Annotated in this window: 20 protein-coding genes; 11 read left to right on the forward strand and 9 right to left on the reverse strand. The window is 33.8% G+C overall.

Annotated features, from left to right (window positions below; all coding sequences use genetic code 11):
- Positions 1-122: 122 nt before the first annotated feature.
- Positions 123-926 carry a response regulator transcription factor gene (locus VB798_RS16115; RefSeq protein ID WP_323260140.1) on the forward strand — a complete coding sequence of 268 codons (804 nt, stop codon included), beginning with the start codon at positions 123-125 and terminating at the stop codon, positions 924-926.
- A gap of 153 nt (positions 927-1,079) precedes the next feature.
- Complete coding sequence (locus VB798_RS16120; protein WP_323260142.1) at positions 1,080-1,763, forward strand: AIR synthase-related protein; 684 nt, start codon at positions 1,080-1,082, stop codon at positions 1,761-1,763.
- A gap of 81 nt (positions 1,764-1,844) precedes the next feature.
- Here the strand turns inward: VB798_RS16120 and VB798_RS16125 are convergent, their stop codons facing one another.
- Entirely contained in the window at positions 1,845-2,033 is a 189-nt protein-coding gene (locus VB798_RS16125) for a hypothetical protein (protein ID WP_323260144.1), read from the reverse strand.
- A gap of 39 nt (positions 2,034-2,072) precedes the next feature.
- On the opposite strand from VB798_RS16125, the gene VB798_RS16130 reads away from it, so the two are divergent.
- The 5 genes from VB798_RS16130 to VB798_RS16150 all read left to right on the forward strand — a co-directional run bounded on the left by VB798_RS16130 (position 2,073) and on the right by VB798_RS16150 (position 6,674).
- Positions 2,073-3,164 (forward strand): hypothetical protein, encoded by a 1,092-nt coding sequence (locus VB798_RS16130; RefSeq protein ID WP_323260146.1) that lies wholly within the window; start codon positions 2,073-2,075, stop codon positions 3,162-3,164.
- Between the two features lie 20 nt (positions 3,165-3,184).
- A complete protein-coding gene (locus VB798_RS16135) occupies positions 3,185-3,727 on the forward strand; it encodes an RNA methyltransferase (protein ID WP_323260148.1) in 543 nt (180 codons plus the stop codon).
- Between the two features lie 107 nt (positions 3,728-3,834).
- Positions 3,835-4,230 carry a hypothetical protein gene (locus VB798_RS16140; RefSeq protein ID WP_323260150.1) on the forward strand — a complete coding sequence of 132 codons (396 nt, stop codon included), beginning with the start codon at positions 3,835-3,837 and terminating at the stop codon, positions 4,228-4,230.
- A 148-nt stretch (positions 4,231-4,378) separates the two neighbouring features.
- On the forward strand, positions 4,379-5,302 hold the full coding sequence (locus tag VB798_RS16145; protein ID WP_323260152.1) for an ABC transporter ATP-binding protein: 924 nt from the start codon (positions 4,379-4,381) through the stop codon (positions 5,300-5,302).
- Positions 5,303-5,348: 46 nt separating this feature from the next.
- A complete protein-coding gene (locus VB798_RS16150; RefSeq protein WP_323260154.1) occupies positions 5,349-6,674 on the forward strand; it encodes an ABC transporter permease in 1,326 nt (441 codons plus the stop codon).
- 56 nt (positions 6,675-6,730) lie between these two features.
- On the opposite strand, the gene VB798_RS16155 is transcribed toward VB798_RS16150, so the two are convergent.
- Complete coding sequence (locus tag VB798_RS16155) at positions 6,731-7,237, reverse strand: Lrp/AsnC family transcriptional regulator (protein WP_323260156.1); 507 nt, start codon at positions 7,235-7,237, stop codon at positions 6,731-6,733.
- 305 nt (positions 7,238-7,542) lie between these two features.
- Between VB798_RS16155 and VB798_RS16160 the strand changes: the two genes are divergently transcribed.
- Positions 7,543-8,685: a putative sensor domain DACNV-containing protein gene (locus VB798_RS16160; protein WP_323260158.1), complete on the forward strand. Its 1,143-nt coding sequence runs from the start codon at positions 7,543-7,545 to the stop codon at positions 8,683-8,685.
- A gap of 1 nt (position 8,686) precedes the next feature.
- Here the strand turns inward: VB798_RS16160 and VB798_RS16165 are convergent, their stop codons facing one another.
- From VB798_RS16165 to VB798_RS16175, 3 genes are all read right to left on the reverse strand, one after another.
- Positions 8,687-9,448 (reverse strand): MBL fold metallo-hydrolase, encoded by a 762-nt coding sequence (locus VB798_RS16165; RefSeq protein WP_323260160.1) that lies wholly within the window; start codon positions 9,446-9,448, stop codon positions 8,687-8,689.
- 81 nt (positions 9,449-9,529) lie between these two features.
- Positions 9,530-9,898 carry a response regulator gene (locus VB798_RS16170; RefSeq protein WP_323260162.1) on the reverse strand — a complete coding sequence of 123 codons (369 nt, stop codon included), beginning with the start codon at positions 9,896-9,898 and terminating at the stop codon, positions 9,530-9,532.
- A gap of 289 nt (positions 9,899-10,187) precedes the next feature.
- Complete coding sequence (locus VB798_RS16175; RefSeq protein WP_323260164.1) at positions 10,188-10,709, reverse strand: DUF2911 domain-containing protein; 522 nt, start codon at positions 10,707-10,709, stop codon at positions 10,188-10,190.
- A gap of 142 nt (positions 10,710-10,851) precedes the next feature.
- On the opposite strand from VB798_RS16175, the gene VB798_RS16180 reads away from it, so the two are divergent.
- Complete coding sequence (locus VB798_RS16180; RefSeq protein ID WP_323260166.1) at positions 10,852-12,168, forward strand: adenylate/guanylate cyclase domain-containing protein; 1,317 nt, start codon at positions 10,852-10,854, stop codon at positions 12,166-12,168.
- 38 nt (positions 12,169-12,206) lie between these two features.
- Here VB798_RS16180 and VB798_RS16185 read toward each other — a convergent pair whose 3' ends face one another.
- Both VB798_RS16185 and VB798_RS16190 read right to left on the reverse strand, forming a co-directional pair.
- The gene (locus VB798_RS16185) at positions 12,207-15,842 is read right to left on the reverse strand and encodes a BamA/TamA family outer membrane protein (protein ID WP_323260168.1); all 3,636 of its coding nucleotides are present in this window, start codon (positions 15,840-15,842) and stop codon (positions 12,207-12,209) included.
- A 126-nt stretch (positions 15,843-15,968) separates the two neighbouring features.
- Entirely contained in the window at positions 15,969-16,820 is an 852-nt protein-coding gene (locus tag VB798_RS16190; protein ID WP_323260170.1) for an SdiA-regulated domain-containing protein, read from the reverse strand.
- 31 nt (positions 16,821-16,851) lie between these two features.
- Here VB798_RS16190 and VB798_RS16195 point away from each other — a divergent pair, with 31 nt between their 5' ends.
- Positions 16,852-18,066 (forward strand): Pycsar system effector family protein, encoded by a 1,215-nt coding sequence (locus VB798_RS16195; RefSeq protein ID WP_323260172.1) that lies wholly within the window; start codon positions 16,852-16,854, stop codon positions 18,064-18,066.
- Here VB798_RS16195 and VB798_RS16200 read toward each other — a convergent pair.
- Together VB798_RS16200 and VB798_RS16205 are read right to left on the reverse strand one after the other, a co-directional pair.
- Positions 18,059-18,343, reverse strand: coding sequence for a SelT/SelW/SelH family protein (locus VB798_RS16200; RefSeq protein WP_323260174.1), 285 nt, complete (start codon positions 18,341-18,343; stop codon positions 18,059-18,061). The two genes, VB798_RS16195 and VB798_RS16200, sit on opposite strands and share 8 nt — an antisense overlap.
- A gap of 192 nt (positions 18,344-18,535) precedes the next feature.
- Positions 18,536-20,737 (reverse strand): DUF5916 domain-containing protein, encoded by a 2,202-nt coding sequence (locus VB798_RS16205; RefSeq protein ID WP_323260176.1) that lies wholly within the window; start codon positions 20,735-20,737, stop codon positions 18,536-18,538.
- Positions 20,738-20,972: 235 nt separating this feature from the next.
- Here VB798_RS16205 and VB798_RS16210 point away from each other — a divergent pair, with 235 nt between their 5' ends.
- Complete coding sequence (locus VB798_RS16210) at positions 20,973-22,385, forward strand: APC family permease (RefSeq protein WP_323260178.1); 1,413 nt, start codon at positions 20,973-20,975, stop codon at positions 22,383-22,385.
- The last annotated feature ends 56 nt before the right edge of the window (positions 22,386-22,441 follow it).

Raw genomic sequence — 22,441 nt, forward strand, 5'->3', positions numbered from 1 at the left:
TGCAATCTTAAAGTTTCATTAAATAGCCAAAGTGTCTATTTTACACATTTCTTTGATTTTTTTTAGTATAAAATACTCATTTTAAATGTATTTGCTAAAACCTTGTAAATTCTACAAATACTATGGAATCGTTATCAAATAATTCTATTGAACAATTGTTTCGTAAATGTTTAGATGCAGTGAGTCTTGTAGCAGGAAGTGCTTCAGAAAAAACGGTTGAAAAATATTTACAAGAACTAGGATATTTTAGTCTTAGCTCTACTTTGCCCAATGCAGTATATCAAATTCTGGATATGCGAACGCTTACCTACAAATTTGTAGCAAATACTGAATTAGCGTTGGGAATCCATCCAGATGCTTTTTTGGAGAAGGGAGTACCGATGGTGCTGAGTATGATGGTTCCTAAAATGGAAAATGTTTCGGCTATTCCTGAATTACTGAAATTTATGTACAATTCTATTAAAGAAGCTCCTCGTGAAGTTCGTGAGAATTTTGTAGCTTATGGATATGGTATTCAGTATTTAAGACCGAGTAAAAAATCATTTCATTCGATGGTGCAATTAATCGGACTAGAATTTGATGAAGAAGGATTGCCAACTTTATGTTTTTTGATTAATCAAGATATTGAACATTTAGTAAAGAAGTTGGATAATTATTTGGGAAGAACAAGTTTTAGAAATAGCGATTTTGTAACCACGTTTTCTTCGAGCGAAATGCAAATGAAGAAACAAGATATTTTTTCAGACAGAGAAATTGATGTACTTAAAATGCTTTTGAAAGGTTACGATTCTAAACAAATTGCTGAAAAACTATTTATTAGCTCGAACACGGTTGATAACCATCGTAAAAATATGATTCGAAAACTAGATGCACGAGATACCACCGCTCTAGTACAACTCGCAAAACTTTTAGGTATTTTGAAGTAAAAAACACAAAATAAAAATATTGCAATCGCTTTCTGAAAAGGAAGCGATTTTTGTTTATTCGTTGTCAGAAATATATTTACCTTTAACAAAATAAACCATTACGCTTTCCGAGGTACAATAAGATATTTTTATAAACATTAAAAGACACTAAAAGTGGAACAACAAGAGTCTCGTCAAACACTGGTAAGCCAATCAGTTGAGGAAATGAAAGAAACAAAGTATTTCAGTATTGATGCTGTGGAAGATGTAAATGATGATGAACTTATATTAGTAGTAAAACATCTTTTAAGAACGTGTTTCAATAAACAAGCTTCAAATCAAATAGAAAGTGAAGACAGCATAATGACGATTGATTTCAAAAATGATGGCGATTTGATTTACTTGGTAGGCAATTCTACAAATGACATTGCTTCTTCAGCATACTTATATTCTTACAGAGGAATAGAATCATCACCATCATCAGCTTTTGATTTAGACGAAGAAAAAGAAGTTCTGGATGTAATAACTAAATTGGTTTCAAATAAAGCGATTCAATCTGCTCATCGTTTATCAAAGGGTGGTTTGTTTGTTGCATTGGCGGAGTCGGCAATGCCACGTGGTTTAGGTTTTAGTATTAAAACAAATTCTGCTTTTCGTAAGGATGCTTTTTTGTTTGGGGAAACACAAAGCCGTTTTTTAGTATCAATCGCTCCTGAAAAACATAATATTTTTGAAGCAATTATTACAGAGACTGATGTGAAATCAAGCTTTTTAGGAAAAGTAAAGAAAGAGAATTTCGTGGTTGATTCTGAAATAATTATTTCAACAGCAGAGGCAAAAGCGTTGTCAATTTTATGACTTAGTTTTTAAAGTAGAGGTTGTTGCAAAACAAATTATTATTCTGTGTTTTCAACAACCTCTTTTTTGTTAAAAAAATGATTAAGGGTCAATGAGTTTATGCTTTTTATTATATTCTACAATAAAAACGATTACTTCGCCAATAATACCTACAGTCGCCGTGAAGGTATCTCCAAGCCAAATAAGTAAAGTAGCAAAAACAATAAACAGAACAATCAATTGAGCAGTTGAAAGTTCATTTTCTTCTGAATGTTGTGTTGAATTTGACATAGTTAACATTTTGTAATTTAGATAATTTATTACTAAGATATGAAAAAGTATAAAAAAATCAAGCCAATTCTTGTGTTAAATTGTATTTTTTTTCTGTTAATGTTGCAAACTTCTACTTATGCGCAAGAGAAAATCATTTATTTAGGAAATACGGCTATTAAATTAAATAACAATAATTTTTACTTATTGAAAATTATCGACGAGCGACCTGATAAACGTAGAATTGGAACTGTTTACAATGAAGAAAAAGAAGATGTTTATTTGAAATTATTAAATGGAACAGTAAAAGCTAGTAATGAATTTTTGACGAGATTTTCTAAGAAAGATAACGCTTCTTACCCAATTGTACTTAAAATAAAAGAGCTGAAAGTTGTTGAAAAAATAGTTAACTCAAAAATTGTGAATGGTTCTAGCGAAATTAAAGTAGAGTTTGGTTTCATGCGAGATTCCACATTAATAGATTTAACACCCTTTCAAACAAAAATTACTTTTACCCGTAGTTTTAATGTAACTGACCGTTATCAGTATTTGATTGGAAGATTATTAGATAAATCAATTCTTTATTTTGACCAATGGATGACTGTCAATTTTGATAAAAATCCATTGTTAATAAAAGCTGTTCAATTGAATATTAAACCTGATTACGGGATTGACAAACCCATAAGTGGCGATACCGTTTTTTGGTCAAACAAGTATAAACTTTCATGGAAAGATTTTGAAGGTAGTAAACCTTTGAGTACTAAATATGCTGCACAAGTTTTTACCAATTTTGAATATAATGCACTGACGAATCTTAAAAACGGTGTTTTAAATATTGATTTACAATTAAAAGCTTATATGCTCAAAAGTGCATCTTGGACTTCGCTATCACTTTCAGAAGAACATCTTGCTCATGAACAATTACATTTTGATATTACCAAAGTGATTGCAGAACGATACAAAAAGAAAGCTTCAAAAATGTTGACTATTGATGATTACGATAGCGAATTACAACTTTTATTTATTGAAATGTATCGAGAATTGAATCGTTTACAAAAAGAATATGATGCAGAAAGTAATCATAGTATTAATTTTGTAGGACAACAAAAATGGCAATCACTCATTTCGGATGAATTGAGAGTAATCCGATAACCATAAAATTATAATTAAAAATGCGCAAATTGTCAATGGATGATCTTAACCGCCTTTCAGCGGAGGAGTTTCAACAGGTAGAAAAATTTCCTTATGTTTTAATTTTGGATGATATTAGAAGTATGAATAATGTTGGTTCTGTATTCAGAACCGCAGATGCTTTTAAAGTAGATAAAGTATTTCTGGGTGGAATTACGGCAACCCCTCCGCACAGAGAAATTCAAAAAACAGCTTTAGGAGCCGATGAAACTGTAACTTGGGAACACGTTGAAGATGTTTTGGCATTAGTCAAAACATTACAAGCTGAAGGTTATACTGTAGCAGCAGTAGAACAAGTTGAAAATAGTGTATCTTTATTAGGTTTTGAACCTGAACTTGATAAAAAATATGCTTTTGTATTTGGCAACGAAGTTTTTGGTGTGAGCCAGCAAGTGGTTGAACAAGCAGATTTTTGTTTAGAAGTACCACAGTTTGGCACAAAGCATTCTTTGAACATTTCGGTAACTACAGGAGTAATTTGCTGGGATTTTGTAAGCAAATATTTAACGGCAAAAAATAATTAATATCAGTTATTCGAAAACTTAACACAAAAAACTTTTTTGCTTTCAAGCTTATTGATACCTTCGTTTCAATTAAATAATAATAATTTAATATTAAATTAATATTGATCATGAAATCAAACAATAAGACTCTTACCAACGAAATCTCAGCCCTTATTTTAGGAAAACTCCACGGGTTAAATGCAAAAAGTGCTAAAAAATTAGTGAAGGCTGTTGATGAAACTGCTAAAGAAATTGTAAAGAAGTACGCTAAACTTCAGAAAGAAGAGACTGAGGAAAAAGAGAAAGAAGCTAAAAAAGAAGCAAAGAAAGCGAAAGAAAAAGCAGAGAAAGTTGAAAAAGAAAAAGCAAAAGCAGCAGCGAAAGCAGAATTAGCAGCTAAAATCGCTATTGTTACTGAAGATGAAGTAGTTGTTGAAAAGAAAGAAAAGTCTTCAAAGAAAAAAGCAGCTGAAGCTTCAGATGAAGTAACAAGTACTGAGGCTAGCGAAGAAGCAGGAGCTTAATATTGCCGACTATCAAACAAATGAGAGAGTTTATCAAAAATGATATTAGTTTTTGATAAACTCTTTTTGTTTTGTACCGTCGTTGTAATTCTGTTAGACTTTCTGCGACTCATTCCAAAACTAAAAACAAACTAAACCCACACCGTTGATGTCGAATATTTTAGAAGCCCACCATGTGGTAAAACGCTATGCAGGACACACTGCCTTAGACGAAGTAAGTATTGAAGTACCCGCAGGTTCAATTTTTGGTTTGCTAGGACCAAACGGAGCAGGTAAAACCTCTTTGATTCGAATTATTAATCAAATTACTGCTCCCGACGAAGGTGAAATCATTCTTCTTGGCGAAAAATTACAACCCAAACATATTGAGGTAATCGGTTATTTACCCGAAGAACGTGGTTTGTACAAAAAAATGAAAGTGGGCGAACAGCTACTTTATCTTGCTCAATTAAAAGGAATGAGTAAAGCCGAAGCCACTGAAAAACTAAAACATTGGTTTATAAAATTCGATATAAAAGATTGGTGGAATAAAAATGTTGAAGACCTTTCAAAAGGAATGCAACAAAAAACACAATTTATCGCAACCATCGTTCATGAACCTAAATTGATTATTCTTGATGAACCTTTCTCTGGTTTCGACCCCATCAATGCCAATTTATTGAAAGATGAAATCCTAGAATTAAAAGAAAGAGGAACAACCATTATTTTTTCTACACACAGAATGGAGTCCGTTGAAGAATTATGCGACCACATTGCATTGATTAATAAATCGAAAGTGGTACTTCACGGAGCTAAAAAAGAAGTGAAAAATCGTTTCAGAGATAATTCTTATACCATTGAATTTATTGGTACGCTCAATGAAAATCCTTTGTTTTTTGAAGTGTTAGATAGTAAGCCTTTGGATGATGGCATTACCCAATCTCATATCAAACTTGTTGAAGGAGTATCTGTAAATCAAATGATTACTGTTTTGCTTGAACAAGTAACACTAATTTCTTTCAATGAAAATATTCCTTCATTTAATGAAATTTTTATCAAAGTGGTTGGTGGCGAAGCTAACGATATTCTTTGAAATAATCCTAAACCAATTTTATACTCCCTTTTAAATCCCCAAAACGATGAATAAGATTTTACTGATTATACAGCGAGAATATACCACCAGAGTAAGAAAAAAATCTTTTTGGATTGCTTCGCTTTTAGTGCCAATTCTTATTGCCGCAGTTTATGCTATTCCACTTTACTTATTTTTAAATTCAAACGATACCAAAACGATTGAGGTTGTCGATGAAAGTAAATTATTCAAAGGCAAATTGCAATCTGAAGAAGATATTACTTTTAAATTCATTGAAACTACCTTTGACCAAGCCAAGAAAAACTTATATAAAAGCAATGCCGACATTGTTGTGAATATTCCCAAAGATATTCTTGATAATCCTAATGGTGTAAAAATGGTTGGTAAAAAGAGCATTGGCTTATCAGTTCAATTTAGTATTCAAGGAAAAATCCAGAATGAATTACGTAACATAAAATTACAAAGAGCCAATATTGATTTAAAAGTACTGGAAGAAAACAAGGTAAATGTAAATGCAAAAACCTATACTTTGGATGAAGATGGTGGCGAACAAAGCAGCAGTTCGACTGGTGCAATGATTTTGGCAGGTATTTTTGGAATGATATTGTACATTTCAGCATTCTTGTATGGTTCACAAGTAATGAATGGCGTAATTGAAGAAAAAAGTAATAGAATTATTGAAGTAATGATTTCTTCGGTGCGTCCTTTTCAATTAATGATGGGCAAAATTGTAGGAGTTGGTTTGGTTGGTCTTACTCAGTTTTTATTGTGGGGCGTACTTACTTTTGGTGCTTCAACAGCCACAACTGCGATTATGTCGGGTAAAATTCAGGAAAAAGTGGAAACCTTAAAAAAATCTGGAGCAGGCTCAGACGAAATCAAGAAGTATCAAGACTCAGTAAAAGATACAAATCCGCTTTCTAGTATTTCTCAAACAATTGAAAATATTTCGCTTGCAAAAATCATTATCTGTTTCTTTTTATTTTATATCGGAGGATACTTATTGTACAGTTCACTTTTTGCGGCGATAGGCTCAGCTGTTGAAAATTCATCGGAAGCACAACAATTCATGTTTCCCGTCACGATTCCGATTATCTTATCGTTTATTTTAGCACAAGTAATTATTCAAAAACCCGATAGTCCGATTGCTTTTTGGGCATCAATTTTTCCTCTGACTTCACCAATTGATATGATGGTAAGATTACCTTTTGGAGTACCAAACTGGGAAATCGCCTTATCTTTTGTACTATTGGTCTTTGGCTTTTTAGGAACAACTTGGTTTGCAGGAAAAGTATATCGAGTAGGAATTTTGATGTATGGGAAAAAGCCTTCTTGGAAAGAAATTAGTAAATGGGTTTTTTACAAAGGATAAAATCAATAAAAATGCTTTTCAGAATACTGGAAAGCATTTTTATTGTCATGAGTTTTTTATTTGGGTTTGTTCAATAAACCTAAATCCGGCTGTGAATACTTTAGGATTTTGATATACATATCCGTTTTAGTTTGATACACTCCTTCAATATTCGGAATACGTTGATTAATTACTTCCAATAAGTGATTATTGTCTCTACACATCACATCTACCTGAATATCGAAATCTCCAGAGGTAACTGCTAAAAAACTTACTTCCCTAAATTCTTGAAGCTGAGCAGCCACCGACTCAATAAGGTTGGCTGGACGAACAGAAATTTTAATATGCACATAAGCATGAAATCCTACTCTTGCAGTATTTACACGTCCAACAATTTGGATGGTTTTATCTTCAATGAGTTTACTTGCTCTGCTTCGGATGGTACTGGCAGAGGTTTTTAAGTTTTCGGCCATGTCCGTAAATGAACGGCGTCCGTCTTCTTGTAATTGACCTAAAATAGCGAAATCTAATTCGTCAAGAACAACAGCATTTTCGTTTGTATTGGTTGGTTGTGTAAGGCTCATAAAGTAGAAAAAAGTAAGTTCATTATTAATTTCCGAAATTTTAGGGAAAAATAAAAACTAAATTTTAGCTCGTTTTTGAAAATTCATCAAAAAATAGGCGTTTTTTGGTTAAAAATTAGAAAAATAGACGAATTTTAGAGAAAAATAATAGAATCTACTTAGACGATAATTTTGCTTTTTTTTGATACAAAATGATATTTCATCACATTATTTTAAAGCATTGAACCTAAGCCAAAAATTAATAGTTGAAGAGATAAGTGTCAATTTGTGTATAGAACTATTTTCAGAGAGCCAAAAAATTAATTATGATTTCGACCACCACTACTTACCAAGCAGCTCAAATGGTTTCTGAAACTGTTGAAAGCCATTTTATATTTCATCATCAAAAAGCGATTAATCATGATGGGAAAGTACTTGCACCCATTCCTAGTAATCAGGTAATAGAATCAATTATTGATACTACTTTTTGGGCAAGTCTTCGTCGTGAAGAAGGACGTTTCCCTAAAATTTCCATCGCTTTTTTACCACCACATTTAGCTGAACAACCACTTATTTTTGAAAATAGCTTGTCGTTTAATCCTAATGTGTTAACCAAATTAGCGCCTTCTGTTGAACATGCTGGTATTCATCTTGGTGTTTGGATTGAAAACGATGAATTATATATTTGGGGAACAACCACCAGTATTCCGGGTTTATGTTTTGTTTTAGAAGTAGTTGAGCCGGGTTTGTTAGTGGTAAAACATAGAAGAACAGATGGTTTTGGGAAATTTATCAATGTGGCGGTTTTGAAGGGCGATCAGATTAAAATCATTGATGAAAATAGTAGCGCATTGCCTGATTGTCCTGCTTTAATTGGTTCGATGATAGGAGTAGCTTCACCTTCTTCTTGGAATGACTCTCTGAACGTATTAGTACAATTGGCTGTTGCGATGCGAGCGCACCAAAGAGGAGGAGCATTACTGATTGTGCCTTCACAGCATGATAATTGGCGTTCTTCGATAATATATCCAATTACTTATTCTGTACAACCTGTTTTTGCAGGGCTTTCGTTGCTGAATCACAAAGGAATTGATTTGCAAAATTATGCTTTTCAAAGTAAACTCAATCAAGCGATTAATGGAGTTGCAGGGCTTACTGCCGTTGATGGAGCTACAATTATTAACGATAAATTTGAAGTATTGGCTTTTGGAGCAAAAATAGGACGTTCACCCTCTGGCAAAGCGCTTGAAGCAATTTTAGTAACTGAGCCAATTTTAGGAAATGAACCTCAGGTGGTACATCCAGTACAGAATGGAGGAACGAGACATCTTTCAGCCGCTCAATTTGTATATGACCAACGTGATGCTATTGCTTTGGTGGCTTCGCAAGATGGAAGATTTACAATTTTTTCATGGTCGCCTTGTGAAAGAATGGTGCATGCGCATCGTGTAGATACTTTGTTATTATAAGTTAACAAGTAACACTTAGCCCGTCATAAGCTAATTTAATATAAGCAGGAAGTTCTTCATCAACATCACGGTGTAAACCCATTTGATGGCTGATATGAGTAATGTAAGCTTGTTCTGGTTGAATTTTATCAAGTACTTCAATCGCTTCCGACAAAGTAAAATGTGATAAGTGTTTTTCTTTTCGCAAAGCCCCAATTACTACAATTTTAGAGCCTTTTACTTTTTCGATAGCTTCGTCAGAAATGTAGTTTACATCTGTGATGTATGTAAAATCGCCAATTCTGAATCCATAGACTGGAAGCTTGAAATGCAATACTTCAATAGGAGTGAAGGTAATCCCTTCTACCTCAAATGGCGTATTATGAATTTCGTTGAGTGTAATTTGCGGAGTGCCAGGATATTTTATTGCTGTAAAAGCATAAGCAAATTCTTGTTGGATTTGCTCTAAAACTGACGGGCGAGCATAAATAGGCATATCTCTTTTTTGAGAGAAATTGTAGGCTCTAACGTCGTCTAATCCTGCTGTATGGTCTTTGTGTTCGTGGGTGAAAATTACGGCATCAAGCTTGTGAATGCGTTCACGAAGCATTTGTTGCCTAAAGTCTGGACCAGTATCAATAACAAAACTTTTGTCGGCTATTTCTAGGTGAATAGAAACCCTAAGACGTTTATCACGGAAGTCGAGAGATTGGCAAACTTCACAACCACAAGCAATGACAGGTACTCCTTGCGATGTTCCAGTGCCTAGGAAGGTAATTCTCATAAAATGATGAAGTATCAATTATGAGTTATGAAATATAATGATAGAAATTACAGCTTCATAACTCATAATTCATTTTCATAACTATTCAGTAAGTGATTTTACTTGTGCTACTAAAGCATCAAAATTAAGAGGCTTAGCAAGCATATCATCAAAACCAGCTTCTTTGAAATCTTCCATTGAATAGTTTCTAGCATTACCAGTAATAGCAATCATTGGTATTTTTGCTTTTGCTTCATCTTTCAAACTACGTACTGCTTTAGCACATTCCATGCCGTCCATTACGGGCATATTAATATCTAGCAAAATGATGTCAAAATCTTCTTTTTCAAGAGCATCTAACACTTGTTGCCCGTTTTTAACAGAGTGAATTTCGAAATTTTGAAATTCTAAAATCTTCTTAGCAAGGTTCTGGATAACTGAGCTATCTTCGGCAATCAGGACTTTCTTCATATTAAGGTTAATGATTGATTAATGTGGTAAAGATAAGTAACAGGAAACAATTAACAATTACCAATTAATAATTAAGCGTTTTTTTTGTAATTAAATCTTCACTTTTAAAGGTAAGTATTTACATCTATAAGCATTGTAAAGCTAATCAAAAATATTAAAAATCGCTTATGAAATTATCATCAAATTCGATAATGTGCTATTATGAGTGAATAAAATGATAAGTTTCTACATAAAAAAAGCTTGTTTGCGTTCTACGGCAAACAAGCAGAGTAAATTTTAACAGAGATAATTACTTCACTTTGAAAGCAACAGCAACTTTATCCCACATCAACGTTACGTCGCCGTTGTTTTCTGCTTTGATGGTAAAACGTTCCATCATGTCGTTAGCTTTTGGCGTTGCTTTTACTCTTAAAACATCTTCGGCTTCGTTATATTTGAAAGCTCCCCATTGTTTAGCAACTTTATTGAAAATGATTGTCCATTCTTTTTCTCCAGGAATTGTAAATAAACCATATTTCCCAGCTTTCAATGTTTGTCCTTGTACTGTAACATCTTTACTTACTTCAAAAGTTGTAGCCTCATTTGCTCCTGTACGCCAAACTTTACCAAAAGGCGCTAAGTTTCCATCCCAAACATTACGTCCTTTTACCGCAGGTTGACTGTAATTGATTGTTAAAGTAGTTTCTCCGATTGTCGCAGAAGTGGAAGCTGGTGGAGACGGTTTTGATTTGGTTTCAGCCATTGCCTCATGTTGAACATTGCTGATAAAAGCTGTAACAGTAAAAAAGGCTAATAAAAGTAATTTTTTCATTTTGATAAATCAGTTTAAGTTATTTTTGAAAGGAGTTCTCCATCTAACCAAACGCAAAAGATTTTATAAAGTTTTATTTTAATGGAGTTATTTTACTGCAAATTTGTTATATTTCTATTAAACGATTATTATAATTTAGTAGATGAAGAAATTTTTATTTTCAGAGAACCCCGTATTAACCTATTTTGATAAACAATTCGAGCAAGAAAATATTCGTAGAGAACGACAAAGGGCGGGCGTTTTATTGATTTTTTTTTCAATTAGTTTTCTTTCTTATGCTTTGTTTGCCAAAACAGTTTATCAATTAAATTACTTGAATGGGCATGAAAATGTTCCTCAAATTATATTTTTGTACTTGGCATTCATGACCTTCTACGAACTTACGGTTTGGATATCAATGAAGTATCTTTTGAAAGTTATGAGCCAAATGCCTTTGGTAGCAAAATTTGGTAATGCTTCATTAGAAATTACTTTGCTTACTTTGGTGATGTATTTTGCGAGTCAAGAGTATAATCATCCAATTCTGATAGTCCTTTCTCCATTGGTGTATATCTATTTTATTTTTATCATTCTTTCCACTTTACGTTTAAGCTTTGCTGTGTCATTATGGACTGGACTTTTAGCGGGAGTTGAATACTTTTTTCTGAGTAGTCATTTGATAGAATCAGGGACGATTGTTTCCGAACATGATATTTACACGAAACAGATGTTTTCGTATTTGCTCAAAACGTTTTCGTTGGTTTTTGGAGGATTATCTGCTGGTTATGTGGCGATGCAAATCCGTAAAAGTATTCAACTTTCGATAGAAAGAATGGAAACGCAAGAGCATATTGTAGAAATGTTTGGTCAGCAAGTTTCGCCCGAAGTCGTGCAAGTAATGTTAGAACAAAACGGTATTTTAAAAGCCAAACATCAAAAAGTAAGTATTATGTTTTTGGATATTCGAAACTTCACTGTGTATGCCGATAAGCACACTGCCGATGAAGTAATGAATTATCAGAATGTTTTTTTTGAAGTTGTGGCGAATACCGTCAATGAATATAATGGAATTGTTAACCAATTTTTAGGCGATGGCTGTATGGTTACTTTTGGAGCGCCCATTCCTTTAGAAAATCCTTCTGAAAATGCCGTCAAAGCTGGTTTGAGCATCATTGAGAAAATCAGTAAAATGAATGAAATGGGAACGATTCCTAATACTGGTGTAGGCATTGGAATTCATACAGGAGATGCTGTTGTTGGAAATATCGGAACAGATACTCGTCAACAATATAATATTACTGGAAATGTGGTAATACAAGCTTCAAGAATTGAACAATTGAATAAAAAATACCAATCTCAATTATTGATTAGCCAAGAAGTAATGGATGAAATTTCAGCGATTCCAATTGATACTGTTCAAGTAGGTTCTGTAAAATTGAAAGGAATGGAAAATGAAATGTTTTTATGGAAATTAGCATAAATAAAAAGGAGGGATTTGAATTTCCCTCCTTTTTGTTTTTAGAAAAATAATCCAGCTTTTACAGAAAATAAATTACTTTCTTCAGTTATTCCGTACATGCCCGTAATCACAACCATGTTGAACGGAGCAACCCAAATACCTCCTCCGTAGCCATGATGCCATTTCTCTGAATTTTCGTTGGGATTCCATACTCTACCTACATCATTGAATGCAAGTACGCCCGCATAAGCTGGAAATAAGTATGATTTAATATTGATAACTTTCAAACGAATTTCTGTATTGTTGTAAAAAGATGATTTTCCTGAAAAACGTGTACGTCTGTAACCTCTGATATTACTTAAACCGCCTAAAGAATTAGCTTGATACAATTCATAATCTGCAAGGTTCATCCCACCACCGAAACGTGTAGCCAAACTAACAACTGCTGGTAATTTAAAAGTATAATAAAACGATAAATCCGTTTTTAAATTAGCATATTTATTTTCTGTAACGTCGTTTGCACCTCTTTGTAAAGTAGCATCAAAATTCCATAAAATACCTCTTGTTGGAAAAATGATATTATCTCTATTATCAAGTACAAATCCTGTTTTTAAACCAATAAAAAACTTGTCTTGATATATTTCATTTCCTGTTGGTGCAAATTCATGAATAAAACGTTTTGGATTTTCTTTGATATGCCATTCGTTTTTGATAGCTCCATAATATAAAGTCAATTTATTAAATCGACTTTTGAAAAGTGCTGTAATCTCTTCATTTTCATATTGAATTCTGTAATAATCAATACCTTTTTCTTGTTTGAATTCAGATTCGTTACTCAAGCCAAAAAAGTTATCAACCAAACCACCTTGCTGAATATTGGCTTTTAGTTCAAAATCTGTTTTCCCGATTACATCCATAAATTCTCCTTGATAGAAAATATTGTATGAATTTGTCCCGAAAGCATAATTTCCAGAAATAATGTGCTGTGAAGCGAATGGGTCTTTTCTAAAACCTTGACGAGTCCATTGTAAACCAGTTCCGATAAAAATCCCATCGTCAACATTGAAGGCAAAAGAACCAAGCGGAGCTATTCTGTCGTATTTAAAAGCTTCACGGTTATAATCATTTACAGCTTTTTTCTTACTTGTTAAATCTTTGGCTTCTGAACCTAAATATAAACTTGTATTTTCTTTTTTGTCGTAAATAAAAGTTTTCTTTCCTAAGCCAGCCACAGCCGAAGAATCACTGAAAATATCTTTTCCTTTTCCTCCAATCAAGCGTACTTTGATGCCTTTGTTGGCTTTGCCTAGCACTTGGAAATTGTCTTCACCATCTAATCCCCAAATTCTGATTTCTTTAGTGATTTTGGGTTCAAATGTCCTTTCATACAGTATTCTGCCAATTTCTCCATTTTTCTTTTGGTCGTAAACGGTTACTTTGGTTTCGCCATTTTCTAAACGATTTACAAAGAAATACTCGTCTTTATCACTTCCTAAAATATCAACTTCTTTACTTAAAAATTCATAAAGCTCTTTCGAATAAGTAGCTAAATCATCACGACGTTGTTTTAGTTTTTTAGCAATAATGGCAGAATGTTCTGGAAAATTTGGAAAATGACCCACTGCTGAATCAATGACTGAATCACTAATTTTTTGTTGTAATTCTGTTGCCATCGAAAGCCAATCTTTTTCTGAAGATTGTGTCAAAAACGAGCGGTCGAAGTAACGAGCATTAAATGCCAAACCCGCTACATCACGAATTTTATAATCGAAACCTTGAATTTTAGGCAAAATCCATTTTCTGGAAATAATAGTTGGTAAAAGCCCTTGATTGACAAAAAAAGCTTGGTCACGGTCACGTGGAATCGGTCTATAAGTAAGTCCTTTGTCGTTTTTGTTTTCAAAACCTGCCCAACGCCATTGGTCTTCGTGGCGGTCCCAGTCGCCAATAAGCATGTCTAACAATCTGGCTCTGATTACTTCTTTTTCGTCAATATTGTTATGATTATCCTCTGCGAGTTTCTCAACAACTTTTTGTGTACTCTGAATTTTTTTATAACCAGCAAAACTACCTTCTGGTCTTTCTTCAAAAAGTGCTAATTGATTGGTGAAAAGTCGTTTATAATTTCCTAAAACATTACTTTCAGGAATAATTACCAAAGAAGGATTGGTATGTAAAACACCAGCCGCTTCAGCTAAATGCGATGCCACCAACGCCGCAAATGGATGGGAAGCAGAAATTTGGTCTGAAACAATATCGGTCGTAAACTGACTGCGAATAGCTTCTGGAACGGCTCTTTCTGGATATTTTTCTACGGAACGAGTAACGAATTGTTCCCCTTTTGGATTTTGGTAACGCAATGAAAGCGTTTGAAAACCGCCACCTCTTTGAACTACTTTCAATCCACCTTGCTCTTGCTCAAAATCTATCGTTTTGGGTTTGATGGCGGTCGTCCAAATGTCACGATAATTTTTACCCAATAAAAAAGCTTTTAATTTTCCCGCTTTATAACTTGGATTAGGGACGATTCCTTCTGATTGTATTTTGGCAGTTTGTAAATCTTTTGGGTCAACAGCATTGGTATTGAGTAATATTTCTGTGCTGTAAAGTTCTTTGCCATTTTCTCCATCCCCTCCTAAAAAAGTAAGTATTGTTTTATTATCGAAGAAATCTAAACGAGCAAAACCAATTTGTGAACTCGCAAATTTTGAATCTTTGCCCATTTTCACAGGCGTATTTTTTGAACCAGCCCCAGAAGTAATATAATTGATAGAATCTCTTTGAATCAATTGCAAATTATGTTCGTGACCGTTGGCATAAATTACATTTTTGTACTGCTTAAAAATTCCGACCAATCCATCACGCATTTGCTTGTATTTCGGGTGTGGAATATCCTGAATATCACCAATTAATGTTCTATACAATGGATAAATTGAACCCAGAACAGGTAATGGAATGTGTACGTTTAATTCATGAAAAGGCAAAAGATGGTCTTCTAAAGTGAAATATCCACCATGAGAACCGTGCGAATACATGGGATGATGCCCCATCACAATCACTTTTTTATGGCGATTTCTGTCTAAAATATCATTCACACTCACTAGCATTTCCTGTAGTGATTTTACTTCACAGTCAGATTCTGCTTCTGGTTTTTTCCAAGGATGAAGCCACCATTGTGTATCTAAAATAACAGCCGTTACTTGATCATTCAGAGCTACTTCGTGTGGTGTCGGACAGCCTCCTTTCGGAAAAAATACATCTTCTCTTTTCAAAAAATCAGAAACAAATTTTTCTTGATTTTTAATATATTCCCAACCTTTTTTTCCACCTTGTTGCCAATCGTGATTTCCCGGAATGATAAATGGTTTTCCTTCGTAATCTTTTAAAATCGCTAATTGTTCTGCTAAACGAGTAGAATCATTTTTTCGATTGGGTTCATCAAGATTACTTAAACCTTTTGGGTAAACATTATCTCCCAAAAAAACAATAGAAGAATTTTTCCCAGCCTTCTGCATTTGTCTTTTTAATGGCGTTAGTACTTGGTTTGCACCATTTTTGGGTGGTTCACCAGCGTCACCAATTAAAAAGATAGAGTAATTGGGAGTAGTTTGACTGTAGCCCAATGTTGCATTCCCCAAGATAGAAAGTAATAGACTAAAGCCTGTAACAATGTTCTGTTTGAAAGCTGTCTTCATATATGTTTTGGTTGATAAAGATGGAGGCTTAGTAATGGACTTGTTAATAGTTATGAATTGTGAATTATAAATTATGAGTTGTCCAGCGATTTGATTGTATTGGCTCGTTTGTTTTACTGTTACGATTTATTTTTTATAATCAAATTTCAAGATATAGCCATCTCCACCATCGCCTTCTGATGAAATAAATAGATTTCCATCAGGAGTAAAACAAATGCCTTCTGGTTGTTTATAAAGTGAAGGACTCAAATCTACTAAAGCTTCTTTGGCTCCGTCTTTTGATAAAATCAAGAGTTTTTTCCCTTGCGAAGCAATAATAAAAACTTGCTGAGTGATTGGATGCACTGCAATTCCTGAAGGTCTGAACATTTTTTTTCCATCTTTTCCTACTAATTTTTCCTCTGGAATGGCAATAGATTTAAACAATACTTTTCTGTTGAAATCATAAGCATAAATCATCTTTTTGTTATCAACATCTTTTACTCTTTGCTTGGCAGCTAATAGTAAATTTCCAGTTTTGGAGTCATAGCCAAGTCCTTCATATTCAATTACGTCTGGGTCGCTACAATCAATTTCTCTTTCAAAAGCTTCACCAATTTTAAAGCTCTTAATCATGCCATTGCTTTTCAGTATAAATACTTCATTTCCAATTACTTCAACGCCTTCATAGTCACCTTTTTTGCCAAAGGGAATTGTCTGTGAAATTTCTTTTTTTACAAAGTCGAAAATAAAAACTTTGCCTTCTTCGTCATTAATGCAAGCCAATTGATTATTTTTATAAAATGACAGTCCAGAAATTTCTTGAAGACTATTCGGTAGAACGATTTTTTCAGTAGGATTTTCAAAATCATACTGAAGCTTAAATGCCTCAGAATCTTCTTGTTTGATGTCTTTTTCTTGGTGTTTGTTTTTACTTTCACAAGAAAAGAACGACAATGGAACGAAAGTTAGTAGAATTAAAGTTTTGGAAGAGATCATTATGCTTTTATTTTAATGTTTTAAGTATATTATGCAAACGGAATTGCTCATAAAGGTACAAGAATATGCTGAAGGAATTTTAAAGAAATTACCTTCGGAATTGATTTATCATAATTTGGGACATACCCAACATGTGGTAAAAGTTTCGGAGGAAATTGGTAAAGCTTCTGACCTTTCAGATAAAGCGTTGGAAACGATTCTGATTGCTGCTTGGCTACATGATGTCGGTTACCAAGAAGGATGTATCAAACATGAGGATAGAAGTAAACTTATGGCGAAAACGTTTTTGGAAGGCTTAGAAGTTCCTGAAAAGCGTATAAACAAAGTTTTGGGCTGTATTGAAGCAACAAAAATGCCTCAAAATCCACAGAATGAAAAGGAAATGATTCTTTGTGATGCCGATTTATCACATTTGGGTTCACCTGATTTTATGAATTATTCTGAAGCTTTGCGGGTGGAGTTTTGTGCGATTTTGCAAAGTATCGGAGAAAAGAAATGGTGGGAATCGACAGTAGAATTAATTCAAAATCATCATTATTTTACAGAATACGCTCGTGAACATTTTGAAGCCTCAAAACAAGAAAATTTGAAAAAAGGTATATTGAAATTGGCTGAATTTCAAGGAGAAGGTAATTTTGAAATTCCCATTCCAGCTATTTCAGAAATTCACGAAAGTAAGTTTGATAAGAAACTCAGAAAAGAAACCGAAAAACTGAAAAAACCAGACCGTGGAATAGAAACGATGTTTAGAACAACATCAACAAACCACTTTCAACTTTCTGCTATGGCTGATAACAAAGCCAACATAATGATTTCGGTTAATTCAATTATTATTTCGTTGGTTCTCAGTGTATTGGCAAGAAAATTGGAGGATTGGCCAAACTTGATTTTACCAACAGCTTTATTGACAATTGTTTGCTTAGTCGCTACTATTTTTGCGATTTTGGCTGTTCGTCCAAATGTTACTTCTGGTAGATTTACCCGTGAAGATATTGAAGAGAAAAAGGCAAACTTACTCTTTTTTGGAAATTTTCACCAAATGGAATTGACCGATTATGAATGGGGAATGCGTGAAATGATGAATGATTCAGATTTCCTTTATGCCAGTATGACTCGTGATATTTATTATTTGGGCAAAGTATTGGGCATAAAATATAAATACTTGAGGGTATCTTATACTGTTTTTATGTTTGGTTTTGCAGCATCGGTTTTATCATTTGCCATTGCAATGTATTTTTTTAAGTAGATTTTTTATCGGAATGTCCCAAGCTTTTTTCTGGACAAACAAGGTCTCGAACAATTTGTTTGAGTTCCTTTGCTTCTGGAAAATGTCCTTCTCTTTTTCTATCAAAAATCACTTCATTTTCTAAAAAAACTTGAAAACGCCCAGACACTTCACTTGGGCGTAAACCTACTTCGCCTAATTCTTCAACAAAAGTTGTCAGTAATTCTTGTGCCATCCAAGCCGAACGCATCAGCCAATTACATTTCGGGCAGTATTCTATGGTGATTTTGGGTTTCATGATTTTATGGCTTTCAGCTTTCAGTCATCGGCTTTCAGGCTTACGGACTTGGATTTTTAAAATCTACGTACTAATCTGCGAAAATCTGCGGGTAAAATCAACTTTCACTAATCATTTTTAAATATGTTAAAGGAGTGAATTTATTTCTTGATTCACTTATCTGATAGCCGATGACCGAAAGCTGATAGCTTATCACAAATTCCACCAATAAGTAAATTTCAAGACGATTGCTCTGTTTTTAATATTCAAACTTCCGGGAATATAATTATCGGTATAAACCAAAAATATATCTGAGGCTGGTTTGTAACGCCATTGCACACGACTGTTAATATTTACATTTTGTACTTGTTCGTTGTACTGAATAAAGGTTGTCCAGAATAATTTATTGGTAAAAGTAATATCAATTTTTGGACTAACTAACCAAAAATTTGATTTCACAATTTTATCAGCTTGGTCTTTCACAGGAATTTTTACATCACTAATATCAACATAATTGATATTGGCTGATAAACTAACATAAGGCTGGAAACGATAACCAAAATCACTTGAAATACTGAGTAATTTTCCATCGCCAAAATAACTTCCATAACTTCCTGTAAAACCAAAAGTATATCTTTTTCTTGGGGTAGATAAATAATTAAGATTAAAAGAACTAAAACGATGTTCGCTACCTACTGCTAATTTATCATCACTTCCTTTATTAGTTGGGTCGAAAGGGCGTGGAAGCTTGATATAATTGGTTTCATAATAAGCAGTCAAACTACTTCTATCTTTCATAGTAACCAAGTAATAATATTGGCGTTGAAAGTCGGTCAGCACTTTTTCTGTATTCCAATATGTATTTGAAGTAAAGGCGGGAGCATGATATTGAACAATACTTTCTTTCTGTTTCGGATAAAAATTATATTGTAATGGCATTGCAATTTTATGATAACCAACACGAGGAACATAGCCAATTTCAGGATTATAATTGCTTCCAACATATTCGTATTGAATACTTCCAAAGAAATTCAAACCATTATGATACACATTAAAAGCACTTACAAAATCATCGCCTTTTGTGTTTGGGCTGTATGATTTTAAGTACATGGCTTTGCCCGTCCACAAATTACTTGCTGAAGCTAAATTGTATTCAAAACCAAAGTTTCTGTTGTACTGATTATAGCCTTTATTGATAATTTCGTCATAATTAAGCGACTGCTTATTTAAAAGCATCATACTGATATTCGAACGACTAAATACTTTTTGTTGAAGTACCAATGCCGAAAAATTTTGTCCCGGACGATTATCCAAATCACTTGTTCCAGTTTGGATATTCATCACACCGATTCTGAGGTTATTATTGATTTTTCCGCTCAATCTAGCGCCATAATTAATGGGTACTCCTAAGCCAATTCTTCTTGAAAAGAAAGGACGAATACTGCTCAAACCAAAATTATTGAAGAGGTCGGCATTTTCTAAAAAGAACTGTCTTCGTTCAGGAAAGAATAATTCAAATCGACTTAAATTGGTTACTTGTTTATCGACATCTACTTGAGAAAAATCTGGATTAACCGTTAAATCTAAATTTAAGGCTGATGAAACAGCGATTTTAGCATCTAAACCAACATCTCTTCTGATACTTGTGGCTGAGCCATCTTGAAAATTTTTACTTGTTCCACCCAAAGCGTAAGGAATGATTGAGATATTACTTTTAGGAGTAGGAGGAGGGGTTTCCCAATTCATCGTTCCCGTATAAGCAAGCGTGATACTGAAATACTGTCTTGGAATTCTAGCCCAAGTAGATTTCTCGCCAGATTTTAAATCTAATCTGCTAAAATTCATTCCCCATTTGGTTACGCCAGCTTTGTATCGAAGTGTTTTAAACGGAATGGCTGCTTCAAAAATCCAGCGGTCGCCTAAGTATTTGGTTTCCGAAAACCATTTATTGTCCCAATTGGCATTCAAATTAGTTCCTTCAGAAATGATGCCGTCGAATTGTGCACCCGCAGCATTTACACCGAAGACAAAACCGTTAGTTAAATCATTGAAAGGTTCAAGGATAAACCAAAAATTATCATTATTTCCAAAGTTGAAATCTCTCTTCAAAGATTCTACGACAAATCCTTTATTTTTAATTTTTTCGTGACAAATGGCACTGATATATAAAAAGTTATCATCATAAGTAAGGCGTACTTCGGTGGGTGTTAAACTTTGTGAAGTATCCATTGGCGTCATCATCCAGAAATCTTTAGCAATATCTGTTTTACTCCAAGCTTCATCATCAAGAACACCATCAATTTTGATTTTTGTGTCGGTTTTTTTGATATTAAACTGAAAGGATTCGTTAATCTTTTGCGAAAAAGATGAAATAGAAATAAGGATTATGGATAATAAAAGTAAAAGTTTTTTCATAGCAAATGATTCAACATATTGATTCTTGTGCGAAGATACCCATAATCTTTTCGATTCATTGAATAATGAAAGAGTAGGTTTTTCTGTCCTGATTCACCAGATAAACAAACCTTGTGGTTCATTACTTTTTGTGTACATTATCAGCATCTTTTAATGACGAATGTCTACTTTTTTGTAATTCTTGCAATCATTGACTAATTTGTATAGAATTGTCAATCCTTTAAAACCACATCAAATGAAGTCAACCCCTCCTAATCAAGGAAAATTAGTTCGCTCTATTGGACTTACCTCAGCCGTAGTACTCATCATCAGTTCTGTTATTGGTACAGGAGTATTCAAGAAAGTAGCTCCGATGTCAGCCGCATTAGAATCTCCTTCCTTAGTATTAATTGCATGGCTTGTGGCGGGATTGATTAGTTTAGCAGGCACACTTTCGAATGCCGAAGTAGCCAGTATGTTGGCAGATTCAGGAGGCGAATTTGTATATTTCCGTAAAATCTATAATCGTTTTTTTGCATTTCTTTTTGGTTGGACCAACTTCGCTGTCATTCGTACAGCATCCATTGCTTCGATTGCTTATGTATTTTCACAATCTTTAAACAGTGTTTTCCCATTTCCGACTACTGCTCCTTCATTGGCTGAAATAAATTTTATAGGATTACATCCTTTAGATAACCTCAGCGTAAAATTAGTAGCCATCGCTTTAATTATATTTTTAACTTATTTCAATTACAAAGGATTAAAATTAGGGGAAAACCTCAGTAGAGTATTAACGGCTTTGATGATTACCGTAATGTTGTTGATTGTTATTTTAGCTTTACTGTCAAACTACGGAAGTTTAGAAAATATTACGACCAACAGTGTTCGTTACAATGCAGATGAAATGTCGGGCGCTACGCTTTTTAAAGCGTTGGCTTTGGCTTGTTTGAGTGCTTTTTGGGGTTATGAAGGTTGGGCAAGTGTTGGTTTTATTGGCGGAGAAATGAAAAATCCACAGAGAAATTTACCTTTGGCTTTAATTATCGGCACATTAATCATCATGGCTTTGTACATGTCGATGAACTTTGTTTATCTCTATATTTTACCAATTGATGATTTTATTCAAATTTATGAATCAAAAAATGGGATAGCCGCAGTGGCTGTAGTGAGTCATTTCTTAGGTTCTTGGGGTGGAATTTTGATTTCAGGATTGATTTTAGTGGCTACTTTCAACTGTGCAAGTACAACGATTTTGTTGGCGTCAAGACTTTTTTATGCGATGGCGAATGATAAAATGTTCTTCAAAAGTGTAGATTATATTCATCCAGATTATAATACGCCATCCAGAGCTTTGTTTATTCAAGCAATTTGGACTTCATTATTGGTGTTGTCTGGAACATTCGACCAATTGACCGATATGTTAATTTTCGCTGCCTTTATATTTTATGGCGCAACAGCTTTTGGCGTGTTTGTTTTACGTAAAAAAATGCCAGAAGCTCATCGCCCTTATAAAGTAATTGGTTATCCTATCGTTCCAGCTATTTTTGTACTTTTCTGTGTTATTTTAATTGTGAATACTTTAATAGAAAAACCAGTAGAAGCACTTAGCGGTTTAGGTTTGATGGCAACAGGCTTACCTTTTTATTATTATTGGACGAAAAAGAAATAGAAATATGTTCTTGTTACCATCTAATTAATGAGATGGTAACAAGTTTATTCCCTCAT

The sequence above is a fragment of the Arcicella lustrica genome, from assembly GCF_034930985.1.
Classification (GTDB): domain Bacteria; phylum Bacteroidota; class Bacteroidia; order Cytophagales; family Spirosomataceae; genus Arcicella; species Arcicella lustrica.